This is a genomic window from Pseudomonas sp. Irchel s3b2, from assembly GCF_900187445.1.
GTDB lineage: Bacteria > Pseudomonadota > Gammaproteobacteria > Pseudomonadales > Pseudomonadaceae > Aquipseudomonas.
The window spans coordinates 159,135-177,525 of the sequence record NZ_FYEB01000011.1; the positions used below are offsets into that span (position 1 = coordinate 159,135).

Below are 18,391 nucleotides of genomic sequence, written 5' to 3' on the forward strand. Positions count from 1 at the left end.
AAGTGTACTGGTGCGATAAACAGGTTTTGTAACTTATTTTCTGCCGTTGGCCTTTCTAGAATAGCTGCTCTCTTTGTCTTGTTCTCGAGCTGCCCATGCCTGGCATACGCCGTTTTTCCTTACCGCTGATCGCTGCTTTTTTCGCGCTGTACGTGATTTGGGGATCGACCTACCTGGTGATTCGCATCGGCGTGCAGTACTGGCCGCCGTTATTGCTGGCCGGTATCCGCTTCGTGATCGCCGGTACATTGATGTACGCGTTCCTGCGCTGGCGCGGGGCGCCGGCACCGACGTGGGTGCAATGGAAAGCGGCGGGGATCATCGGGATTTTGCTGCTGACCTTCGGTAACGGTGCAGTGAGCGTCGCCGAGCATACGGGCGTGGCCTCCGGCGTTGCCGCGTTGGCGGTGGCGACGGTGCCGCTGTTTACCTTGCTGTGTGGATATTTCTGGGGCGCGCGAAATACCCGTCTCGAATGGGCCGGGATTGCGCTCGGGCTGATTGGTATTGCCATGCTCAACCTCGGTTCCAATCTGCAATCGAGCCCGTTGGGCGCGGCGTTGCTGGTATTCGCGGCAGCGTCCTGGGCTTTCGGTTCGGTATGGAGCAAACACTTGCCGTTACCGCAGGGCGCGATGGCCAGTGCCGTGGAAATGCTGGTGGGCGGCGTGGTGTTGTTGATCGGTAGCGCGGTGAGTGGCGAACATCTGGAAAGCATGCCGCCGATCGAAGGTTGGGCAGCATTGGCCTATCTGACGTTCTTCGGTTCGATCATTGCCTTCAACGCCTACATGTACCTGCTCAAACACGTGCGCCCGGCAGCGGCCACCAGTTATGCCTACGTCAACCCGGCGGTGGCGGTGTTGCTGGGGATCGTATTTGTTGGCGAGACCATTGGTATTGAAGAAGCGCTGGCCATGACAGTGATCATCAGTGCCGTGGTGTTGATCGGGTTGCCGCAGTGGCGCCGTGGTGCAGATCGGCCCGCCGTAGTGGTGCCGACAGAATCCCGAGCGAATTAGGGTAAACTGCGCGCCATTGCACACTCGTTTTGCACAACTGCGCTGAATTTTCCTACGGTACTCCCATGACTTTCGCCACCCTTGGCCTGATCGAACCCTTGCTGCGCGCTCTCGAGACGCTCGGCTACCAGACCCCTACGCCGGTGCAGACACAAGCGATTCCGGCGGTGCTGGCCGGTCGCGACCTGATGGCCGCAGCCCAGACCGGCACCGGCAAGACTGCCGGTTTCGCCCTGCCGCTGCTGCAATTGCTGGCCATGGAAGGGCCGAAAGTCAGCGCCAACTCCGTGCGCGCACTGATCCTGGTGCCAACCCGTGAACTGGCCGAACAGGTTCACGAAGCCGTGCGTCAGTACGCCGAGAACCTGCCGTTGAGCACGTATGCGGTGTACGGCGGTGTCAGCATCAACCCGCAAATGATGAAGCTGCGCAAAGGTGTCGACCTGTTGGTGGCGACCCCGGGCCGCCTGCTCGACCTGTTCCGGCAGAACGCGCTCAAGTTCAATCAGTTGCAAACCCTGGTGCTGGACGAAGCCGATCGCATGCTCGATCTGGGCTTTTCCGAAGAGCTGGGGAATATCTATAAAGCGCTGCCGAAAAAACGTCAGACGCTGTTGTTCTCCGCGACCTTCTCCGATGCGATTCGCACGCTGGCGGGGCAAATGCTCAACGACCCGCTGAGCATCGAAGTCAGCCCGCGCAACGTCGCTGCCAACACCGTCAAGCAATGGGTGGTGACGGTGGACAAGAAGCGCAAGTCGGAGCTGTTCGTTCACTTGATGCGCAAAGGCAAGTGGAAGCAGGTGCTGGTGTTCGCCAAGACCCGTAACGGCGTAGATGCGTTGGTGGAAAAACTCCAGGGCCTGGGCATCAATGCCGACGGCATCCACGGCGACAAACCTCAGGCGACTCGTCAGCGGGCACTGGATCGTTTCAAGGCCAGCGAAGTGCAGATCCTTGTAGCCACCGACGTGGCAGCGCGTGGTCTGGATATCGAAGATTTACCATTGGTGGTCAATTTCGACCTGCCGATCGTGGCGGAGGACTACATCCACCGCATCGGTCGTACCGGGCGTGCAGGCGCAACCGGGCAGGCTATTTCGCTGGTCTGCGCCGATGAGGTGAATCAGCTGTCAGCCATCGAGATGTTGACCCGTCAGACGTTGACTCGTCAGATGGAGCAGGATTTCGAGCCTGAGCACCGCGTGCCGGATACTGATGCCAGCGGTCAGGTGGTCAAGAAGCCGAAAAAACCGAAGAAGCCCAAGACCTCCAGTGGCGGCAAGCGCAATTTGGGTAAATGGGTCGAGAGCGGTGATGCTTCGGCGCCGGAGCCTTCGATCAAGCCTGTGCGTAAAGTGCCGGTGTTTAATACCGGGCCGCGTAAGCGTAAGCCTTGATCCTCTGAGGATCGTTCCCACGCTCTGCGTGGGAACGATCAGTGTCGGTGTTTCAACCACTCCACCATCCCCAACCCCGCCGCCCGCCCACTGGCGAAACACGCGGTCAGCAGATAGCCGCCGGTCGGCGCTTCCCAATCGAGCATTTCCCCCGCGCAGAACACGCCGGGTAGTTGTTTGAGCATCAAACGCTCATCTATCGACTCGAACATCACGCCCCCCGCGCTGCTGATGGCCTCGTCCAATGGCCGGGTTTTCACCAGCGTCAGCGGCAATGCCTTGATCGCTTTGGCCAGCAATGCGGGATCGGTAAAACATTCGGCCGGTGTCAGTTCGCGCAGCAATGCCGCTTTCACGCCATCAAGCCCAAGCTGACTGTGCAGGTGTTTGGCCATGGAGCGTGAGCCGCGAGGTTTACTCAGCGCTGCCTGAACTTTATCCACAGGCTTGCCCGGCAACAGGTCCAGGTGAATGGTCGCCACGCCATGGTGATTGATGGCTTCACGGATCGGTGCCGACAGGGCGTAGATCAAACTGCCTTCAATCCCCGTGGCAGTGATCACACATTCTCCGAGTCGCGGTACATCGTCATTGAGGCCAATGGCGATGTTTTTCAGCGGGCTGCCTGCGAATTTGCTGACCATCAATTCGCTCCAGGCCTGCACCTCGAAGCCGCAATTACTCGGTTGCAACGGCGCCAGTCCTACACCGCGCTGTTCCAGCGGCAGCATCCAGGCACCGTCCGAGCCGAGACGCGACCAGCTGCCGCCGCCGAGGGCCAACAGGGTCGCGTCGGGTTGAATGGTTTTTTCGCCTTCGGGGCTGTCGATACGCAAGTCACTGTTGTCATCCCAACCGAGCCAGCGATGGCGGGTGTGGATAACTACGCCAGCATCGCGAAGGCGTTTGAGCCAGGCTCGCAACAGGGGTGCGGCTTTCATGTCGGTAGGAAACACTCGGCCAGAGCTGCCGACAAAGGTTTCGATACCGAGGTCATGAATCCATTGGCATAAAGCGTCGGCGCCGAAGGACCGTAACAGCGGCGCAATCTGCGGTGCCCGTTCGGCATAGCGTGAGAGAAACGCCGGGTAGGCTTCGGAATGGGTGATGTTCATGCCGCCGACACCAGCGAGGAGGAATTTTCGTCCCACTGAAGGCATGCCGTCGTACAGATCGACCTTGATCCCGGCCAGGCTCAACACTTCAGCCGCCATCAAACCGGCAGGGCCGCCGCCGATGATGGCGACGTGAGGGGGGAGGGAAGTGGAGGGCTGGGTCATGGCGAGAGCTGCGGTATGGCGGGATAGGGCGGGCATTCTAGCAGCCCAAACCCCTGTAGGAGCGGGCTTGCCCGCGAAAGCGGTGTGTCAGGCAACAAAGATGTTGAATGTGCCGGCCTGTTCGCGGGCAAGCCCGCTCCTACAGGGGGCATTGGTGTTTTCAAAAGGGTGGTTAAAAAACAACCACTGCTCTGTAGCCTATACGCCGCATGGCCTGCAGACCCTTTCACTCAGGTTATCCACAGGCGGTTCCACAGGCATTGTGGGTAAAGACCCATAGATCAATGACAACCTGATGACTGCCAGACCCGTTGGGCGCTGTGATGGAGGATTCCATGACGGCGCGCCAGGGCTTTGCGGTCCTTGCTGTAACCGCCGCCGATCACGCCGACCACCGGAATATCCCGGCCCAGGCAATGACGCATCACGCTTTCATCGCGAGCGGCGACACCTTCGTCTGTCAGCTTCAGATAACCCAGTGCGTCGTCCTTATGCACATCGACACCGGCGTCGTACAGCACCAGGTCCGGTTGGTAGAGCGGCAGCAAATAATTGAGTGCGTCGTCCACCACCTTCAGGTAATCGGCATCGCCCATGCCCATCGGCAACGGAATGTCCCAATCACTTTCGGCTTTGCGTGCGGGAAAATTCTTTTCGCAGTGCAGGGAAACGGTCACTGCCTCCGGAGTGTTGTGCAGAATCCGTGCAGTCCCGTCACCCTGATGCACATCGCAGTCGAAGATCAGCACGCGATTCACTCGGCCACTTTCCAGCAGGTAATGGCTGATCACCGCCAGGTCATTGAAGATGCAGAACCCGGCAGGATGATTGTAATGCGCATGGTGAGTGCCGCCGGCCAAGTGACAGGCCAAACCGTGCTCCAGTGCTTGTTCGGCCGCCAGCAACGAACCGCCGACCGCCCGCACCGTGCGCCGGGCCAGCGCTTCGCTCCAGGGGAGGCCGAGGCGCCGCTGGTCTTCGCGGGACAATTCGCCGCCCATGTAGCGTTCGATATACGCAGGGTCATGGGCAAGGGCGAGAATCTCTGGCGGGCAGAGGTCCGGGCGCAGCAGGTCGGTGTCGCGGGTCAGGCCACTGTCCACCAGGTGATCGCGCAGCAGGCGAAACTTGTCCATGGGGAAGCGGTGATCCGCCGGGAACTCGGGACTGTAGTCTTCGTGGTAGATCAATGGCAGGGGCATGGCTGATTTATACAGGAAGGCATGTAGGAATGAGTGAAGGATCCTACCAGCGATGTAGTATTGCGGCATGGAATTGGAGGGGCACGATGGAGCCGATACTGGAACTCGAAAGCGCACGACTGTTGTTACGGCAGTGGCGTGATGAGGATTTACCGGCGTTTGCGGCGATGTGCGCCGATCCACAGGTGATGCGTTATTTTCCGGCACCCTTGAGTCGACTGGAAAGTGCCTCGTTGATCGGGCGGATTCGCGGGCATTTTGCCGAGCATGGTTTCGGCCTCTGGGCACTGGAGCGCAAGGACACCGGGGCGTTCATCGGGTTTACCGGGCTGGGTGTGGTCGGCTTCGATGCGCCATTCACGCCAGCCATCGAAATCGGCTGGCGCCTGGCGCGTGAGCACTGGGGGCTAGGCTATGCCGGTGAAGCGGCGTGGACCGCTCTGCGCTGCGGGTTTGATCGGTTAGCGCTGCAAGAGGTCGTCGCCTTCACCACCAAGACCAATCTGCCATCCGAGAAAGTCATGCAAGCGATCGGCATGCACCATGCCCCCGTCGATGACTTCGAGCACCCGCGGCTCGCAGCCGATCATCCGCTGCGCCCGCACGTGTTGTACCGCATCACCCGTGAGCAATGGCTGCAAACCTTGCATGGATAAGCAGGCGCGGACGTTTACAATGACCCTCATGTTGAACCGGGCCATAAACTGAATCGACCGCCGCAGCCAAGACTGCGCGGCATTGCGTTGTGTGAGGAGAGTCTGAATGAGCCAAGTGTTGGAAGATCTGGTAGACCTGCTGACCCTGGAACCGATTGAAGAAAACCTGTTCCGTGGCCGCAGCCAGGACCTGGGTTTTCGTCAGTTGTTCGGCGGCCAGGTACTCGGCCAGTCCCTGTCGGCGGCCAGCCAGACCGTCGAGCCGGCGCGCCATGTGCATTCGATGCACGGTTATTTCCTGCGCCCGGGCGACGCCAAATTGCCGGTTGTGTATCAGGTCGATCGGGTGCGCGATGGCGGCAGTTTCAGCACGCGTCGGGTGACGGCGATCCAGAAGGGCAACCCGATTTTCACCTGCAGCGCCTCGTTCCAGTACGACGAAGAAGGCTTCCAGCACCAGACTGAGATGCCGCAAGTGGTTGGCCCGGAAAACCTGCCGTCGGAGCTGGAGCTCACCCAGCAGCGCGCGCACCTGATTCCTGAACACATGCGTGAAAAACTGCTGTGCCCGAAACCGATCGAATTCCGACCGGTGACTGAAAAAGACCCCTACAACCCGCAGCCTGCCGACCCAGTCAAATACGTCTGGTTCCGCGCCGATGGTGCGTTGGCTGACACCCCGGCACTGCACAAATACCTGCTGGCCTACGCGTCGGACTTCGGACTGCTGACCACCTCGATGCTGCCCCACGGCAAATCGGTCTGGCAGAAAGACATGCAGGTGGCCAGCCTTGATCACGCCTTGTGGTTCCACGCCGACCTGCGCGCCGATGACTGGTTGCTGTATGCCATGGACAGCCCGTGGGCCGGCAATTCGCGCGGATTCTCCCGCGGTAGCGTGTTCAACCGGGCCGGGCAACTGGTGGCCTCGGTCACCCAGGAAGGCCTGATTCGTCATCGCAAGGATTGGATATGAGCCTGGCCGAGGTGCGGCACTGGGTGTTCGACATGGACGGCACCCTGACCGTGGCCGTGCATGATTTCGCGGCGATCCGCGTGGCGTTGGCGATTCCCGCCGAAGACGACATCCTGACCCACCTCGCGGCACTGCCAGCCGATGAAGCCGCGACCAAACACGCGTGGTTGCTGGAGCACGAGCGGGATCTGGCGTTGGGCTCGAAACCGGCACCGGGCGCGGTGGAACTGGTGCGTGAGTTGGCCGGGCGCGGTTATCGTCTGGGCATTCTCACGCGCAATGCTCGCGAGCTGGCGCATGTCACGCTGGAGGCCATCGGCCTGGCTGACTGCTTTGCGGTAGAGGATGTACTGGGCCGCGATGAAGCACCGCCCAAACCGCATCCTGGCGGTTTGCTGAAACTGGCCGAAGCCTGGAAGATTCAGGCGAGCGAAATGGTGATGGTCGGTGATTACCGCTTCGATCTGGATTGCGGCCGGGCGGCGGGGACGCGGACGGTGCTGGTGAATCTGCCGGATAATCCGTGGCCGGAATTGGCTGATTGGCATGCAGTTGATTGCGTGGCGTTGCGGCAGATGCTTTCGGCTTGAGGGCCTCTTCGCGGGCAAGCCTCGCTCCTACAGGGATATATGTGATCCCCGTAGGAGCGAGGCTTGCCCGCGAAGGCGTCAGATCAGACACACAAAACCTCACTGACCAAACAACACCTTCTGCCCCTCAGGCGACGAAAACATCCGATCACCATCATGCCCGACCCCGGGCACTTCGATCAGCTGCTGACTCAACCCTTGAGAATGGCGTCGCTTCAGGTAATTGAAATAATTGCGCCCGCGAATCAACCCAGAAGCACCTTGGGCTTTAGCTTCACAACTTTTATCCAGCGCCGGGTGATTCGGGTCGATATCCTGCTGCCCGAGTAAATAAACGATGTCACGTTTGACGTAGTTTTCTTCCAGCTGCGCGGGTGTTTGCCCATCGGCATACGCGGGCAAATCCGCCAACCCGTACGTCCAGCGATTGTAATTCGGACAGCCCGCATGACTGAACGCCACCGGCCGTTGCTCATTGAACCAGGCGTACGACGAAGAGTTGGCGAGCACATAGCGCACCTTCACCCCTTCTGCGTCGAGGGCTGGCTGAGGGTGGCTCAGCAAGGCATAACGCTGGACCACTTGAGCGCCGCCGGAGTGACCGGCGATGACGATTTGCTTCACGTCGGGAAACTGTTGTCGATCACCCAGACGAGCGACGATTTCGTCGAGCGCCGCATAGGAACTCAGCGTGAACGGCGCAGTGGATAAGCCGCCAGCCATCCAGTCATTGCCTTGCCAGCGTAAAACACTGTCGGGCACCGGCTGGCTCGCGACGTCGGTTTCATTGAGAAACTGCGGGGCGAGCACCAACGTGTTTGCGCTTTGTCCGGCCTGCTCGGCTGCACGTTCGGCGCTTTGGCGGTAGGTTTCAGCATTGCGTGATCGACCATGGAGAATGATCAGTACGCGTTCGATTTTCGCCGGTGTCGGGCCGATGCTCACCGCGATTTCGCCGGCGCTCAGCAATAGACGCCCGGAACTGATTTGCTCGATACCCTGCTCGGCGGCCTGGGTGCTTGCGCAGGTAATCAACAGAGCCAGCAGCCACTTACCCATCACAGATTCTTCGCGGAAAAGGTATCGCACTGGCCGACCTGGCCTTGTGCGAAACCGGCCTTGAACCAGCGCACTCGCTGGGCCGAAGTGCCATGGGTGAAAGAATCCGGCACCACGCGGCCCTGACCTTGCTGTTGCAAGCGGTCGTCGCCGATGGCGTTGGCGGCGTTCAAGGCTTCTTCGATGTCACCGGGTTCCAGCCAGTTCAGACGTTTCTGCGCATTGTTGGCCCAGACGCCGGCCAGGCAATCGGCCTGTAGTTCCTGGCGCACCAGCAAACCATTGTCGCCTTCCATCTGCCGGCCCTGTTGGCGCGCGGTCTGAATTTTCGCTGAAACGCCGAGCAAGGTCTGCACGTGGTGTCCGACTTCGTGAGCGATTACGTAGGCCTGAGCGAAGTCGCCCGCGGCGGAAAAGCGTTGTGACATCTCCTGAAAGAAACTCATGTCCAGGTAAACCTTCTGGTCTGCCGGGCAATAGAACGGACCGGTCGCCGAAGTCGCCAGGCCGCAGGCCGAGTTGACGCGGTTGCTGAACAGTATCAGGGTCGGGTCTTTATACTGCCGATCGGCCTGCTGGAAAATCTGGCGCCAAGTGTCTTCGGTATCGCCGAGGATCGAGCGCACGAATTCGGCTCCTTCATCATTGGCCGGTGGCGCCTTGCGGGTTTGGGTGGTGGCCGGAGCCGATTGCTCGCTCATCTGCCCGGTCAACTGGCCGAGGATCTGCATCGGGTCCTGGCCGGTGATCCAGCCGATCCCGACGATCAACAGGATCGCCGTCAGGCTCAGACCCTTGCCTCCACCGAAGCGCATCCCACCGCCCCCACCACCGACATCATCGCCACGGGCATCGACCACGTTGTCGCTGCGTCGGCCTTTTTTCCAAAGCATGGGGGATCCTCTTTTCTTGCTGGTGAAGAAGCATGATGAACAAGCTTGATGATGAGTGTTGCCGGTGAGTGGGAGTGGCGCCAGTCCGGTCGTCCATCTTTTAGCCCGCACGAAACATTTCAGACTTGTATTGAACATCGATAGCCCATCGAATTCCGTCAGGTGATCGGTTTTTCTCGAGTGGGCGATTACTTTTGTTGCCGGTTGCTGATCGCACACCGGGTTCCAGATTTTGCATCCGGCCTGTTGTCTTCTAGAATCGGGCAAATTTCGTGTGGAGCCTCCCATGGCCGGCAGTCAGATCGAACGTGTTTTCAGCGTGCTGGAAAGTCTCACCACTGACCCTCGTGGTTTGCCGATGCAAACGCTGGCAGAGCAACTGGATATCCCCAAAAGCGCGACCCATCGCTTGCTCGCCGAGCTGATCCGGCTGGGCTACGTGCGGCAGAATCCGGAGAACCTGCGTTATCACCTGTCGACCAAACTGGTGGCCATGGGTTTCCGCTACCTGTCGAGTAGCGGCGCGGATATCGTGCAACCGGTGCTTGATCGCCTGGCCGAGGAAACCGGTGAGCTGGTGCGCCTTGGGGTGATCGAAGGGGAGCGGCAAATCTGGATCGCCAAGTCCCAGGGCGCCCGTTCCGGCTTGCGTTATGACCCGGACATGGGCCGCGATGCGCCGTTGTTTTACACCGCATCGGGGCATGCGTGGCTGGCGTGCATGAGCGATGCCGAGGCCTTGTCGCTGGTGGAACGCCAGAGCATTGACCGGCCCAAGGACCTCGGGCCGAATGCACCGCGCTCCAACATCGAATTGCTCGAACGCCTGCGTCTGGCCAGGGAACAGGGCTATGCCTGGGTCGAGGAAAGTTCGGCGGTAGGCACGTCGGCGATTGCCGCAGTGGTGCGGCATCCGGGTGATGGCCGGGTGATCGGCGTACTCAGCATCGCCGGACCGAGTGCGCGGATGCCGGGGGCGCGTTTGCATGAATTGGCGCCGCTATTGTTGAAATTTACCGAGGAGTTGTCGGCGGCGAGTCTGGCGTCCGAGTTGTTCATTTAATTCAACTTGCACAGAAAACCAGTGTGGGAGCTATGCGAATCTGTGCGCTGATCGAACGCTATTTACCGTAACTTCTGTGAGAATATGGAACCAGGTTCTAAATTGTTTGAGTTCAGCCCTAACAATTCACACAAGTGATGTCCTGTAGGAGCGAGGCTTGCCCGCGAAGCTTTTGATCTCAAGACCCCAAGGGAATACCCCATGACCCTCAGCACTCCGCTTTCCGGTGTCAATCAGCCCTTTAAAGGGATTCTGCTGATCGTCGTCGCCACCTTCCTGTTTTCCAGCCACGACGCTTTGTCGAAATACCTCTCGGGGTTCTACCCGGTGATCATGGTGGTCTGGGCTCGCTATGTAATCCACACGTTGCTGATGGCAGGGATTTTTCTGCCGCAGTCCGGGTTGCGTGTCCTACGGACCAAACGGCCATTGCTGCAACTGTTGCGGGCGTTGTGTCTGCTGGGGACCAGTTTGCTGTTCACTACCGGTTTGCTGTTCATCCCGTTGGCGGAAGCCACGGCAGTCAACTTTCTCGCACCGGTATTGGTGACGGCGCTATCGGTACCACTGCTCGGTGAACAGGTGACGCGCGGCCAATGGCTGGCGGTGATTTGCGGATTTATCGGGGTGTTGATCATCGTCCATCCTGGCGGCGAATTGTTCACGCCAGCGGTGTTGCTGCCGTTCTGCTCGGCGCTGTTTTTCTGCTTCTATCAGTTGCTCACCCGTAAGCTCAGCGAAATCGACAGCCCGACCACCAGCAATTTTTTTGCCGGGCTGTGCAATACGTTGGTGATGAGCGCGCTGGTGCCGTTCTTCTGGCAAGTCCCAAGCCTGGGTCATGGTTTTATGATGGTGGCGCTGGGGGCGTGCGGGATGACGGCGCATCTGTTTCTGACTCAGGCCTTCCGGCACGCCGCGCCCGCGCTGTTGGCGCCGTTCGGCTACTGCCAGATCGTCTTTGCCGGTTTGCTGGGTTGGTTACTGTTTTCTCACACGCCGACCCTGACCACAGTGGTCGGGATCGCGGTGATTTGTTGCAGCGGGTTGGCGGCAGCGTGGCAACAACGAAGGGTAGGAGAGGGCAGGCCTGGAATCAGGCCTGCCGAAGGAAGGGATTTTAGTCAGTGACGGTAGGAATCTTGCGCGGTGCCATGAAGTACATCCAGGTCAGCGCGATGAAGTACATCGCCGGAATCATGGTGAACAGCACGGTGTAGTTGTTGTTGGTGACCGTCAGAATGTGGCCGACCAACTGGGTCATGAACATCCCGCCGATCGCCGCGCACATTCCGCCGAAGCCGAACACCGTACTCATCATGTGCTTGGGCGTGTAGTCCATCACCAGGCTCCAGATGTTCGCGGTCCAGGCCTGGTGAGCACCGATGGCCAGGGAGATGGCAAACACCGCGAGCCACAGGCTGCTCGAACCAGCGGCCATGACCACGCCGATGATGCAGCAGGCGAACAGGAACATGGACATCAGTCGCGCCTTGATCGGGTTGACTCCGCGTCCGATCAGGAACGAGGACAGGATCCCGCCGCCGACACTGCCGAAGTCGGCCGTCAGGTAGATGATGATCAGCGGGATACCCATCTGGGTCACGTTGATCCCCAGGTTGTATTGCTGATTGAGGAACGGCGGCAGCCAGTACAGGTAGAACCAGAACACCGGCGCGGTGATCGAGTAGGCGAGGGCGAAGGCCCAGGTGCCACGCATGCGCAGAATTCGTGAGAACGGTACGCGGGACTGTTCTGGCTCGACTTCCTTCTGGATGTAATCCAGTTCCGATTGTTTGACGCTCGGATGATCTTCCGGGTTGAAGTATTTCAGCCCCCAGAACAGCAACCAGATGCCGCCCAGTGCCGCCATGCACAGGAACGCGGCTTGCCAGCCCCAGGCGTGGAGGATCAGCGGCAGCAACATTGGCGTGAACATCGCGCCGACGTTGGTCCCGGCGTTGAAGATGCCGGTGGCCACGGCGCGCTCGCCGGCGGGGAACCACAACCGGGTGGTTTTCACGCAGGCCGGGTAATTCGCCGCCTCAGTCAAACCGAGAATGAACCGGCAGACCATGAAGCCCACCGCCGAAGTAGCCAGGCCGTGAGCGCCGGTCGCCAGGCTCCAGAGCAGCACCGCGCAGAAGAACACGCGTTTAACGCCGACCCGGTCGATCAACCGACCCTGCAGTACGAAGCCGATGGCGTAGCCGACCTGAAACCAGAAGTTGATGTTGGCGTAGTCCATCGCCGTCCAGCTCATTTCCTTGGCCAGGATCGGCTGCATGACGCCCAGGGCAGCGCGGTCGATGTAGTTCAGAGTGGTGGCGAAAAACACCAGCGCCAGCATCCCCCAACGGGTTTTGCCGACGGCCATGGCGCCGCGGATTTTGTCGCCGATGCCGCCGGTGGCGACGCCTATGGCCGGAGCCACGCGAGAGCTTTGAGAAGGAATCATGTGTGTGTGCCATCCGTTCAATGACTGACAAGCGAGGCTTGTCGGGACTTCAAGGGCGCGTGATCAATCGATGGCGCCAGGCGCGGGTGTGATTGATCGGCTGAGGTGTTTTCGTCGGACTGACGAAAACCGGTTATTCAGCGAGCGGCACGGGTCGGCCGAGCGAGCGCAAGGTTCGGATGGATGCCAGGTACGGCGTGAGGGCGGTGGAGCAAGCAAACAAGGCGTTGAATAAGCGCATGAGCGTGTACCCGTTTTTTGAAATTTTTATGTGGTGTTCAGGGTCTTTGGTAACCGAGTCCATGGGTTCATGACCGGACTCAATGTGGTGTCGATGTTGCGCAGCGGACGAAAAATCGTCAATTCGCCAACCGCCATTGTGTTCGATAATCGCCCGCAAAACTAACCGGGTAGTACACTTTGAATTGCTGTGTGGATTCGTCAAGCCAATAATTTGCCTCAAGGTAAAACCGACACTAGGTAGCAGCTGCCGAACGCAGGCTTCGCCAGCTGCTACAGAAAGCCTGTTACCTATCTAACAAGACCCGTCCATCCACCGGGAGTCGAAATATGCAGCGTTCCATTGCCACCGTTTCCTTGAGCGGTACCCTGCCGGAAAAACTCGAAGCCATCGCCGCCGCCGGTTTTGACGGGGTGGAGATTTTCGAGAACGACCTTCTCTACTACGACGGCAGTCCGCGGGAAATCAGGCAGATGTGCGCCGATCTCGGGATCGCCATCACGCTGTTTCAACCTTTCCGGGATTTCGAAGGATGCCGCCGCGATCGCCTGCCGCGCAATCTGGAGCGGGCCGAGCGCAAGTTCGATTTGATGCAGGAGCTAGGCACCGACCTGGTGCTGGTGTGCAGCAACGCCTCGGCCGACTCCATCGGTGATGAGCAGATTCTGATTGATGATTTGCACCAGCTCGCAGAGCGGGCCGGTAGTCGTGGCCTGCGGATCGGTTATGAAGCGCTGGCCTGGGGTCGGCATGTTAATACCTGGCAACAGGTGTGGAACATCGTTCGCCAGGCTGATCATCCAAGCCTGGGCGTGTTGCTGGACAGTTTTCATACGCTGTCGCTCAAAGGCGATCCGAGCGCCATCGCCGAGATTCCCGGCGACAAGATCTTCTTCGTGCAAATGGCCGACGCGCCGATCCTGGCCATGGATGTGCTGGAATGGAGCCGGCATTTCCGCTGTTTCCCGGGCCAGGGCGAATTCGATCTGCCAGGGTTCCTTGCGCCGATCATCAAGAGTGGCTACACCGGGCCGCTGTCGCTGGAGATCTTCAACGATGGCTTCCGTGCCGCACCGCCACGGGCCAACGCTGCCGACGGTTTGCGTTCATTGTTGTACCTGGAAGAGAAAACCCGCCAACGTCTGGAGCAGGAAGCCACGCCTGTGGCCAATCGCGACATTCTGTTCGATACCCCAAGCGCCAGCGAATACAACGGCATCGAGTTTCTTGAATTCGCAGTGGACGAAAGCCTTGGCGCCAAGCTGGCCCATTGGCTGGAGCGGCTGGGTTTCGTAAAGGCCGGGCAGCACCGTTCCAAGAGTGTCAGCCTGTTGCGTCAGGGCGATATCAACCTGATCCTCAACTCTGAGCCTTATTCCTTCGCCCACAGTTTTTTCGAGGCGCACGGCCCATCGCTATGCGCCACCGCCGTGCGGGTCAAGAACAGCGCCAGTGCGCTGGCGCGTGCCGTGGCTTACAAAGGCCAGCCGTATCGTGGACTCGTTGGCCCCAACGAGCTTGAACTGGCAGCGGTGCGTGCGCCGGACGGCAGCCTGATTTATCTGGTGGATCAGAACGCCGACGTCTATGGCACCGACTTCAATCTGCAATCGACGGTCGTGGCCAGCGGTGGTCTCAAGCGCATCGACCACATGGCGATGGCATTGCCGGCGGACAGCCTCGACAGTTGGGTGCTGTTCTATAAAAGCCTGCTGGATTTCGAAGCCGACGATGAAGTGGTATTGCCCGACCCATACGGTTTGGTGAAGAGCCGTGCTTTGCGCAGCCGTTGCAGCTCGATCCGCCTGCCGCTGAACATTTCCGAGAATCGCAACACCGCCATCTCACACGCACTGTCGAGTTATCGCGGTTCCGGTGTGCATCACATCGCTTTCGATTGCGACGATATCTTTGCCGAAGTCAGTCGTGCCAAGGAGGCGGGCGTGCCGTTGCTGGATATCCCGCTCAACTACTACGATGACCTCGCCGCGCGGTTTGATTTCGACGATGAGTTCCTCAGCGAGCTGGCCTATTTCAACGTGCTCTATGACCGCGATGCCCAGGGTGGTGAGCTGTTTCATGTCTACACCGAGCCGTTCGAGGGCCGGTTTTTCTTTGAAATCATCCAGCGCAAAAACGGCTACGCGGGTTACGGCGCGGCCAACGTGGCAGTGCGACTGGCGGCCATGGCCAAATCGCGAAGTGGTGGCGTTCGTCAGGCAAAGTTGTAGGAAAATCGTAAACACGGGTACAAAACCGCTGCCGCGCAGCTTCCTTCACTGCGCGTGGCGGCCCATAATCTTCCGCTTGTGCAGTGATGGCCGTGAGCCCAATGACAATAATTTCAGAACTCTCCGCAGCGCCCGAAAAGCCAATTGCCGAGCCTCGCAAGAGTCGCAAGAACAACCCGGAAAAGACCCGCGAGAACATCCTTCAAGAGGCCATTGTCGAGTTCGTTCAGCAGGGGCTTTCCGGTGCGCGCGTCGATGCAATCGCCGAACGCATCCACACCTCCAAACGCATGATCTATTACTACTTCGGCAGTAAGGAACAGCTCTACGTCGAGGTGCTGGAGAAACTCTACGGAGATATCCGCAACACCGAAAACCGTTTGCACCTGGCTGAACTGGCGCCAGTGGAGGCGATTCGGCGCTTGGTGGAGTTCACCTTCGATCACCATGATCGCAACGTCGATTTCGTGCGTATCGTCAGCATCGAGAACATTCACAACGCCGAGTATGTGAAGCGCTCCGATGCGATCAAGGCGATGAACAACACCATCCTCGATTCACTGGGTGAGATTTTGCGTCGTGGCTCCGAAGAAGGTGTATTCCGCACCGACCTCGATCCGTTGGATGTGCATCTGCTGATCAGTTCGTTTTGCTTCTATCGCGTATCGAACCGTCATACCTTCGGTGAGATTTTTCAGATCGACTTGCCGGACGAAAGCATCAAGCAGCGTCATCGAGAGATGATTTGCGAGTCGGTTTTGCGCTACCTGCAGGCCTGATTGATTTTTAAAAGATCGCAGCCTTCGGCAGCTCCTGCTGAGGCGGCGATCTTTTGATCTTCAACCATTCATGCTTTGAAAATGCGCCAGCATTCGCTGAGCATCCGGCACCACCCCGCTGAACAGTTCAAACGCCTTCACCGCCTGAAACACTGCCATATTGCCGCCATCCAGGGTTCGGCAACCCAGCGCGCGAGCGTTGCGCAGCAGTTCGGTTTCCAGTGGGAAGTAAACGATCTCTGCCACCCACAACTGTGCCCGAAGAAGCTCCACCGGCACGGGCATGCCCGGCAGTTTTTTCATGCCCATCGGCGTGGTATTCACCAAGCCGTCAGCCTGACCCAGCGTGCCTGGCAAGTCATGACCAGCCACGGCGCGACCAAAACCAAAATGCTGATTGAGGTTGTTCGCCAGCGACTGAGCACGACTTTGATCCACATCGAAAATGCTCAGCAGCTGTACGCCTTCGCTCAATAGCGCGTGGGCCACCGCCGCGCCTGCGCCACCGGCGCCCATTTGCACCACACGCTCACGGGCAACGTCCTTCAAACCACGGCGAAACCCTTCGGCAAAACCCAGGCAATCGGTGTTGTGGCCGATGCGTTTACCGTCCTTCAGCACCACCGTATTCACCGCGCCAATACCGCGGGCTTCCGGCGACAATTCGTCAAGCAACGGGATGATCGTCTGCTTGCACGGGAAGGTGATGTTCAGCCCGGTGAAGTTCATTCGTTCGGCGGCCATCAGCAGGTCGGGCAGGGCACTGCTGTCGAGTTTCAATTGATCCAGATCGATCAACCGATAGAGGTAGCGCAAACCCTGCGCATCGCCTTCATGCTCGTGTAGCGCGGGGGTGCGGGAAGCCTGAATGCCGGCACCGATCAGCCCGGCCAATACCACGGTGTTGTGTGTCATGACGCTAAACCTTTCAAACGTTGGCTGAAATGCTCCAGCGCCAAACGATAGCCGTGGCTGCCGAAGCCGCACATGACCGCCGTGGCGATGGACGAAACAAAGGAGTGATGCCGGAAGGGTTCGCGGGCATGAACGTTGGACAGGTGTACTTCGATCACCGGCAATTCGCTGGCGACCAGCGCGTCGCGAATGGCGACCGAGGTGTGAGTCCAGGCGGCCGGGTTGATGACGATCCCGGCGCAGCGGCCACGGGCAGCATGAATCCAGTCGAGCAGTTCGCCTTCATGGTTGGTCTGGCGAAATTCCACTGTCAGGCCGAACTCTTCGGCAGCACGACCGCACAGCGCTGAAATGTCCGCCAGGGTTTCGTGGCCATAAGTTGCCGGTTCACGGGTGCCCAGCAGGTTCAGGTTCGGGCCGTTGAGCACCAGAACGATAGGGGACATCGGGTCTCTCCACATATTATTTTTGGCATTGGCCGAGGTTTTCAGCCTGTGGGGAGAAATTGTACTAACTGGTTAATAAGGTCAATTGAAGAGGGCGTCTGGCCTGGATTATTTGTGCGGTGATCGGACAGATAAAAAAAGATCGCAGTCTTCGGCAGCGCCTCCAAAAAGCGCGGCGCCCGTTAAATTGCGTCCGTGCGCGGTCGGCGTAGGAGCTGGCGAAGCCTGCGATCTTTTGGCGGTATCGACGATGGTTGCAGAGCAAGATCAGCGCGGCAGATGCTCAACCAGAAAATCGATAAACGCTCTTAGCCGCAACGGCACATGACGGCTTTGCGGGTACAGCAGAGTGAAGGGGCGGGAGCGTCCGCCATAGGGTTTGAGCACTTCCACCAGCGAACCGTCCGCCAGTTCGTTTTCGACGATGAAGCGATAGGTTTGAAAGATCCCCGCGCCGCTTTTCGCCAGCGTCACGCCACCCAATACGTCATCGGAACAGCAATAGTTGCCCTCGGCGAGAATCTCCAGTGGCACGCCGTTGTCGTTGAACAGCCAGGCAATTCGCCGCCCGCTGCTGGGCAGTTCGTACTGAATACATTCGTGCTGAGCCAAGTCATCCAGGGTCTGCGGCGTGCCGGCGCGCTTCAGGTAATCAGGGCTGGCAATCATCACCAGCGCGGCGTCCTCCAACGGCCGGGCAATCAGCCCAGAGTCGGGAATGGCCCGCACGCGGATTGCCATGTCGTAGCCTTCACCGACGAAATCAATGTTGCGATTGCTAATATGCGCCTCGACTTTCACGGCGGGAAAGCGCGCCCGAAACTCAGGCAGCAATGGCAGGATTCGATGATGGGCATAAGTCGTGGGAATGCTGATACGCAAAGTGCCGGAAGGTTCTTGCTGCTGCCCCATCACCTCGCGCTGGGCCTCGACCAGTTGTGCGAGAGCCTCGCGACACTCCTCGAAATAACGCCGGCCACTGTCGGTCAGCTTGACGCTGCGGGTGGTACGCGCAAATAGCCGCACCCCCAAACGTTCTTCCATGCGCGACACCGAGCGGCTGACGGCGGCCGGGGTTACGCCCGCTACAAGTGCTGCTGCGGTAAAGCTGCCGGCTTCGGCGGCCAGGCAAAACAGTTCGATGCTGCCTAATTGAAGATCGTCGAAATGTCGCTGCATG

17 protein-coding genes are annotated in these 18,391 nt (G+C 59.2%); 9 read left to right on the plus strand and 8 right to left on the minus strand.

Annotated features, from left to right (window positions below):
- The first annotated feature begins 95 nt into the window (after positions 1-95).
- Complete coding sequence (gene yedA / locus CKW20_RS21385) at positions 96-1,022, plus strand: drug/metabolite exporter YedA (protein WP_095054646.1); 927 nt, start codon at positions 96-98, stop codon at positions 1,020-1,022.
- A 65-nt stretch (positions 1,023-1,087) separates the two neighbouring features.
- On the plus strand, positions 1,088-2,422 hold the full coding sequence (locus tag CKW20_RS21390) for a DEAD/DEAH box helicase (RefSeq protein WP_095054647.1): 1,335 nt from the start codon (positions 1,088-1,090) through the stop codon (positions 2,420-2,422).
- A 38-nt stretch (positions 2,423-2,460) separates the two neighbouring features.
- On the opposite strand, the gene CKW20_RS21395 is transcribed toward CKW20_RS21390, so the two are convergent.
- Positions 2,461-3,702 carry a TIGR03862 family flavoprotein gene (locus CKW20_RS21395; protein ID WP_176466937.1) on the minus strand — a complete coding sequence of 414 codons (1,242 nt, stop codon included), beginning with the start codon at positions 3,700-3,702 and terminating at the stop codon, positions 2,461-2,463.
- A gap of 281 nt (positions 3,703-3,983) precedes the next feature.
- Complete coding sequence (locus CKW20_RS21400) at positions 3,984-4,904, minus strand: histone deacetylase (RefSeq protein ID WP_095054649.1); 921 nt, start codon at positions 4,902-4,904, stop codon at positions 3,984-3,986.
- 86 nt (positions 4,905-4,990) lie between these two features.
- Here CKW20_RS21400 and CKW20_RS21405 point away from each other — a divergent pair, with 86 nt between their 5' ends.
- From CKW20_RS21405 to CKW20_RS21415, 3 genes are all read left to right on the plus strand, one after another.
- Complete coding sequence (locus CKW20_RS21405; RefSeq protein WP_095054650.1) at positions 4,991-5,560, plus strand: GNAT family N-acetyltransferase; 570 nt, start codon at positions 4,991-4,993, stop codon at positions 5,558-5,560.
- Between the two features lie 106 nt (positions 5,561-5,666).
- A complete protein-coding gene (gene tesB / locus CKW20_RS21410) occupies positions 5,667-6,536 on the plus strand; it encodes an acyl-CoA thioesterase II (protein ID WP_095054651.1) in 870 nt (289 codons plus the stop codon).
- Positions 6,533-7,126, plus strand: coding sequence for an HAD family hydrolase (locus tag CKW20_RS21415; protein ID WP_095054652.1), 594 nt, complete (start codon positions 6,533-6,535; stop codon positions 7,124-7,126). Before tesB ends, CKW20_RS21415 begins: the two co-directional genes overlap by 4 nt.
- 99 nt (positions 7,127-7,225) lie before the next feature.
- On the opposite strand, the gene CKW20_RS21420 is transcribed toward CKW20_RS21415, so the two are convergent.
- Positions 7,226-8,185, minus strand: coding sequence for an alpha/beta fold hydrolase (locus CKW20_RS21420; RefSeq protein ID WP_095054653.1), 960 nt, complete (start codon positions 8,183-8,185; stop codon positions 7,226-7,228).
- Positions 8,185-9,078 carry a neutral zinc metallopeptidase gene (locus tag CKW20_RS21425; RefSeq protein WP_095054654.1) on the minus strand — a complete coding sequence of 298 codons (894 nt, stop codon included), beginning with the start codon at positions 9,076-9,078 and terminating at the stop codon, positions 8,185-8,187. Before CKW20_RS21425 ends, CKW20_RS21420 begins: the two co-directional genes overlap by 1 nt.
- A 286-nt stretch (positions 9,079-9,364) precedes the next feature.
- Here CKW20_RS21425 and CKW20_RS21430 point away from each other — a divergent pair, with 286 nt between their 5' ends.
- Both CKW20_RS21430 and CKW20_RS21435 read left to right on the plus strand, forming a co-directional pair.
- Complete coding sequence (locus tag CKW20_RS21430; protein ID WP_095054655.1) at positions 9,365-10,141, plus strand: IclR family transcriptional regulator; 777 nt, start codon at positions 9,365-9,367, stop codon at positions 10,139-10,141.
- A 201-nt stretch (positions 10,142-10,342) separates the two neighbouring features.
- Positions 10,343-11,272 (plus strand): DMT family transporter, encoded by a 930-nt coding sequence (locus CKW20_RS21435; RefSeq protein WP_095054656.1) that lies wholly within the window; start codon positions 10,343-10,345, stop codon positions 11,270-11,272.
- On the opposite strand, the gene CKW20_RS21440 is transcribed toward CKW20_RS21435, so the two are convergent.
- Complete coding sequence (locus tag CKW20_RS21440) at positions 11,262-12,599, minus strand: MFS transporter (RefSeq protein ID WP_095054657.1); 1,338 nt, start codon at positions 12,597-12,599, stop codon at positions 11,262-11,264. The genes CKW20_RS21435 and CKW20_RS21440 overlap by 11 nt on opposite strands.
- A 570-nt stretch (positions 12,600-13,169) precedes the next feature.
- On the opposite strand from CKW20_RS21440, the gene quiC reads away from it, so the two are divergent.
- A complete protein-coding gene (gene quiC, locus CKW20_RS21445; protein ID WP_095054658.1) occupies positions 13,170-15,071 on the plus strand; it encodes a 3-dehydroshikimate dehydratase QuiC in 1,902 nt (633 codons plus the stop codon).
- A gap of 101 nt (positions 15,072-15,172) precedes the next feature.
- Positions 15,173-15,850: a TetR family transcriptional regulator gene (locus CKW20_RS21450; RefSeq protein ID WP_095054659.1), complete on the plus strand. Its 678-nt coding sequence runs from the start codon at positions 15,173-15,175 to the stop codon at positions 15,848-15,850.
- A gap of 60 nt (positions 15,851-15,910) precedes the next feature.
- Here CKW20_RS21450 and CKW20_RS21455 read toward each other — a convergent pair whose 3' ends face one another.
- The 3 genes from CKW20_RS21455 to CKW20_RS21465 all read right to left on the minus strand — a co-directional run bounded on the left by CKW20_RS21455 (position 15,911) and on the right by CKW20_RS21465 (position 18,390).
- On the minus strand, positions 15,911-16,765 hold the full coding sequence (locus CKW20_RS21455) for a shikimate dehydrogenase (protein ID WP_095054660.1): 855 nt from the start codon (positions 16,763-16,765) through the stop codon (positions 15,911-15,913).
- A complete protein-coding gene (gene aroQ, locus CKW20_RS21460; RefSeq protein ID WP_095054661.1) occupies positions 16,762-17,211 on the minus strand; it encodes a type II 3-dehydroquinate dehydratase in 450 nt (149 codons plus the stop codon). The genes CKW20_RS21455 and aroQ overlap by 4 nt, the downstream gene beginning before the upstream one ends.
- A gap of 267 nt (positions 17,212-17,478) precedes the next feature.
- On the minus strand, positions 17,479-18,390 hold the full coding sequence (locus CKW20_RS21465; protein WP_095054662.1) for a LysR family transcriptional regulator: 912 nt from the start codon (positions 18,388-18,390) through the stop codon (positions 17,479-17,481).
- Between the last annotated feature and the right edge of the window lies 1 nt (position 18,391).

What these genes read in the sequence shown, in the direction of transcription:
- yedA (WP_095054646.1), top strand. Translation starts at nt 96, where the DNA reads ATGCCTGGCATACGCCGTTTTTCCTTACCGCTGATCGCTGCTTTTTTC.
- CKW20_RS21390 (WP_095054647.1), top strand. Translation starts at nt 1,088, where the DNA reads ATGACTTTCGCCACCCTTGGCCTGATCGAACCCTTGCTGCGCGCTCTC.
- CKW20_RS21395 (WP_176466937.1), bottom strand. Translation starts at nt 3,702, where the DNA reads ATGACCCAGCCCTCCACTTCCCTCCCCCCTCACGTCGCCATCATCGGC.
- CKW20_RS21400 (WP_095054649.1), bottom strand. Translation starts at nt 4,904, where the DNA reads ATGCCCCTGCCATTGATCTACCACGAAGACTACAGTCCCGAGTTCCCG.
- CKW20_RS21405 (WP_095054650.1), top strand. Translation starts at nt 4,991, where the DNA reads ATGGAGCCGATACTGGAACTCGAAAGCGCACGACTGTTGTTACGGCAG.
- tesB (WP_095054651.1), top strand. Translation starts at nt 5,667, where the DNA reads ATGAGCCAAGTGTTGGAAGATCTGGTAGACCTGCTGACCCTGGAACCG.
- CKW20_RS21415 (WP_095054652.1), top strand. Translation starts at nt 6,533, where the DNA reads ATGAGCCTGGCCGAGGTGCGGCACTGGGTGTTCGACATGGACGGCACC.
- CKW20_RS21420 (WP_095054653.1), bottom strand. Translation starts at nt 8,185, where the DNA reads ATGGGTAAGTGGCTGCTGGCTCTGTTGATTACCTGCGCAAGCACCCAG.
- CKW20_RS21425 (WP_095054654.1), bottom strand. Translation starts at nt 9,078, where the DNA reads ATGCTTTGGAAAAAAGGCCGACGCAGCGACAACGTGGTCGATGCCCGT.
- CKW20_RS21430 (WP_095054655.1), top strand. Translation starts at nt 9,365, where the DNA reads ATGGCCGGCAGTCAGATCGAACGTGTTTTCAGCGTGCTGGAAAGTCTC.
- CKW20_RS21435 (WP_095054656.1), top strand. Translation starts at nt 10,343, where the DNA reads ATGACCCTCAGCACTCCGCTTTCCGGTGTCAATCAGCCCTTTAAAGGG.
- CKW20_RS21440 (WP_095054657.1), bottom strand. Translation starts at nt 12,599, where the DNA reads ATGATTCCTTCTCAAAGCTCTCGCGTGGCTCCGGCCATAGGCGTCGCC.
- quiC (WP_095054658.1), top strand. Translation starts at nt 13,170, where the DNA reads ATGCAGCGTTCCATTGCCACCGTTTCCTTGAGCGGTACCCTGCCGGAA.
- CKW20_RS21450 (WP_095054659.1), top strand. Translation starts at nt 15,173, where the DNA reads ATGACAATAATTTCAGAACTCTCCGCAGCGCCCGAAAAGCCAATTGCC.
- CKW20_RS21455 (WP_095054660.1), bottom strand. Translation starts at nt 16,765, where the DNA reads ATGACACACAACACCGTGGTATTGGCCGGGCTGATCGGTGCCGGCATT.
- aroQ (WP_095054661.1), bottom strand. Translation starts at nt 17,211, where the DNA reads ATGTCCCCTATCGTTCTGGTGCTCAACGGCCCGAACCTGAACCTGCTG.
- CKW20_RS21465 (WP_095054662.1), bottom strand. Translation starts at nt 18,390, where the DNA reads ATGCAGCGACATTTCGACGATCTTCAATTAGGCAGCATCGAACTGTTT.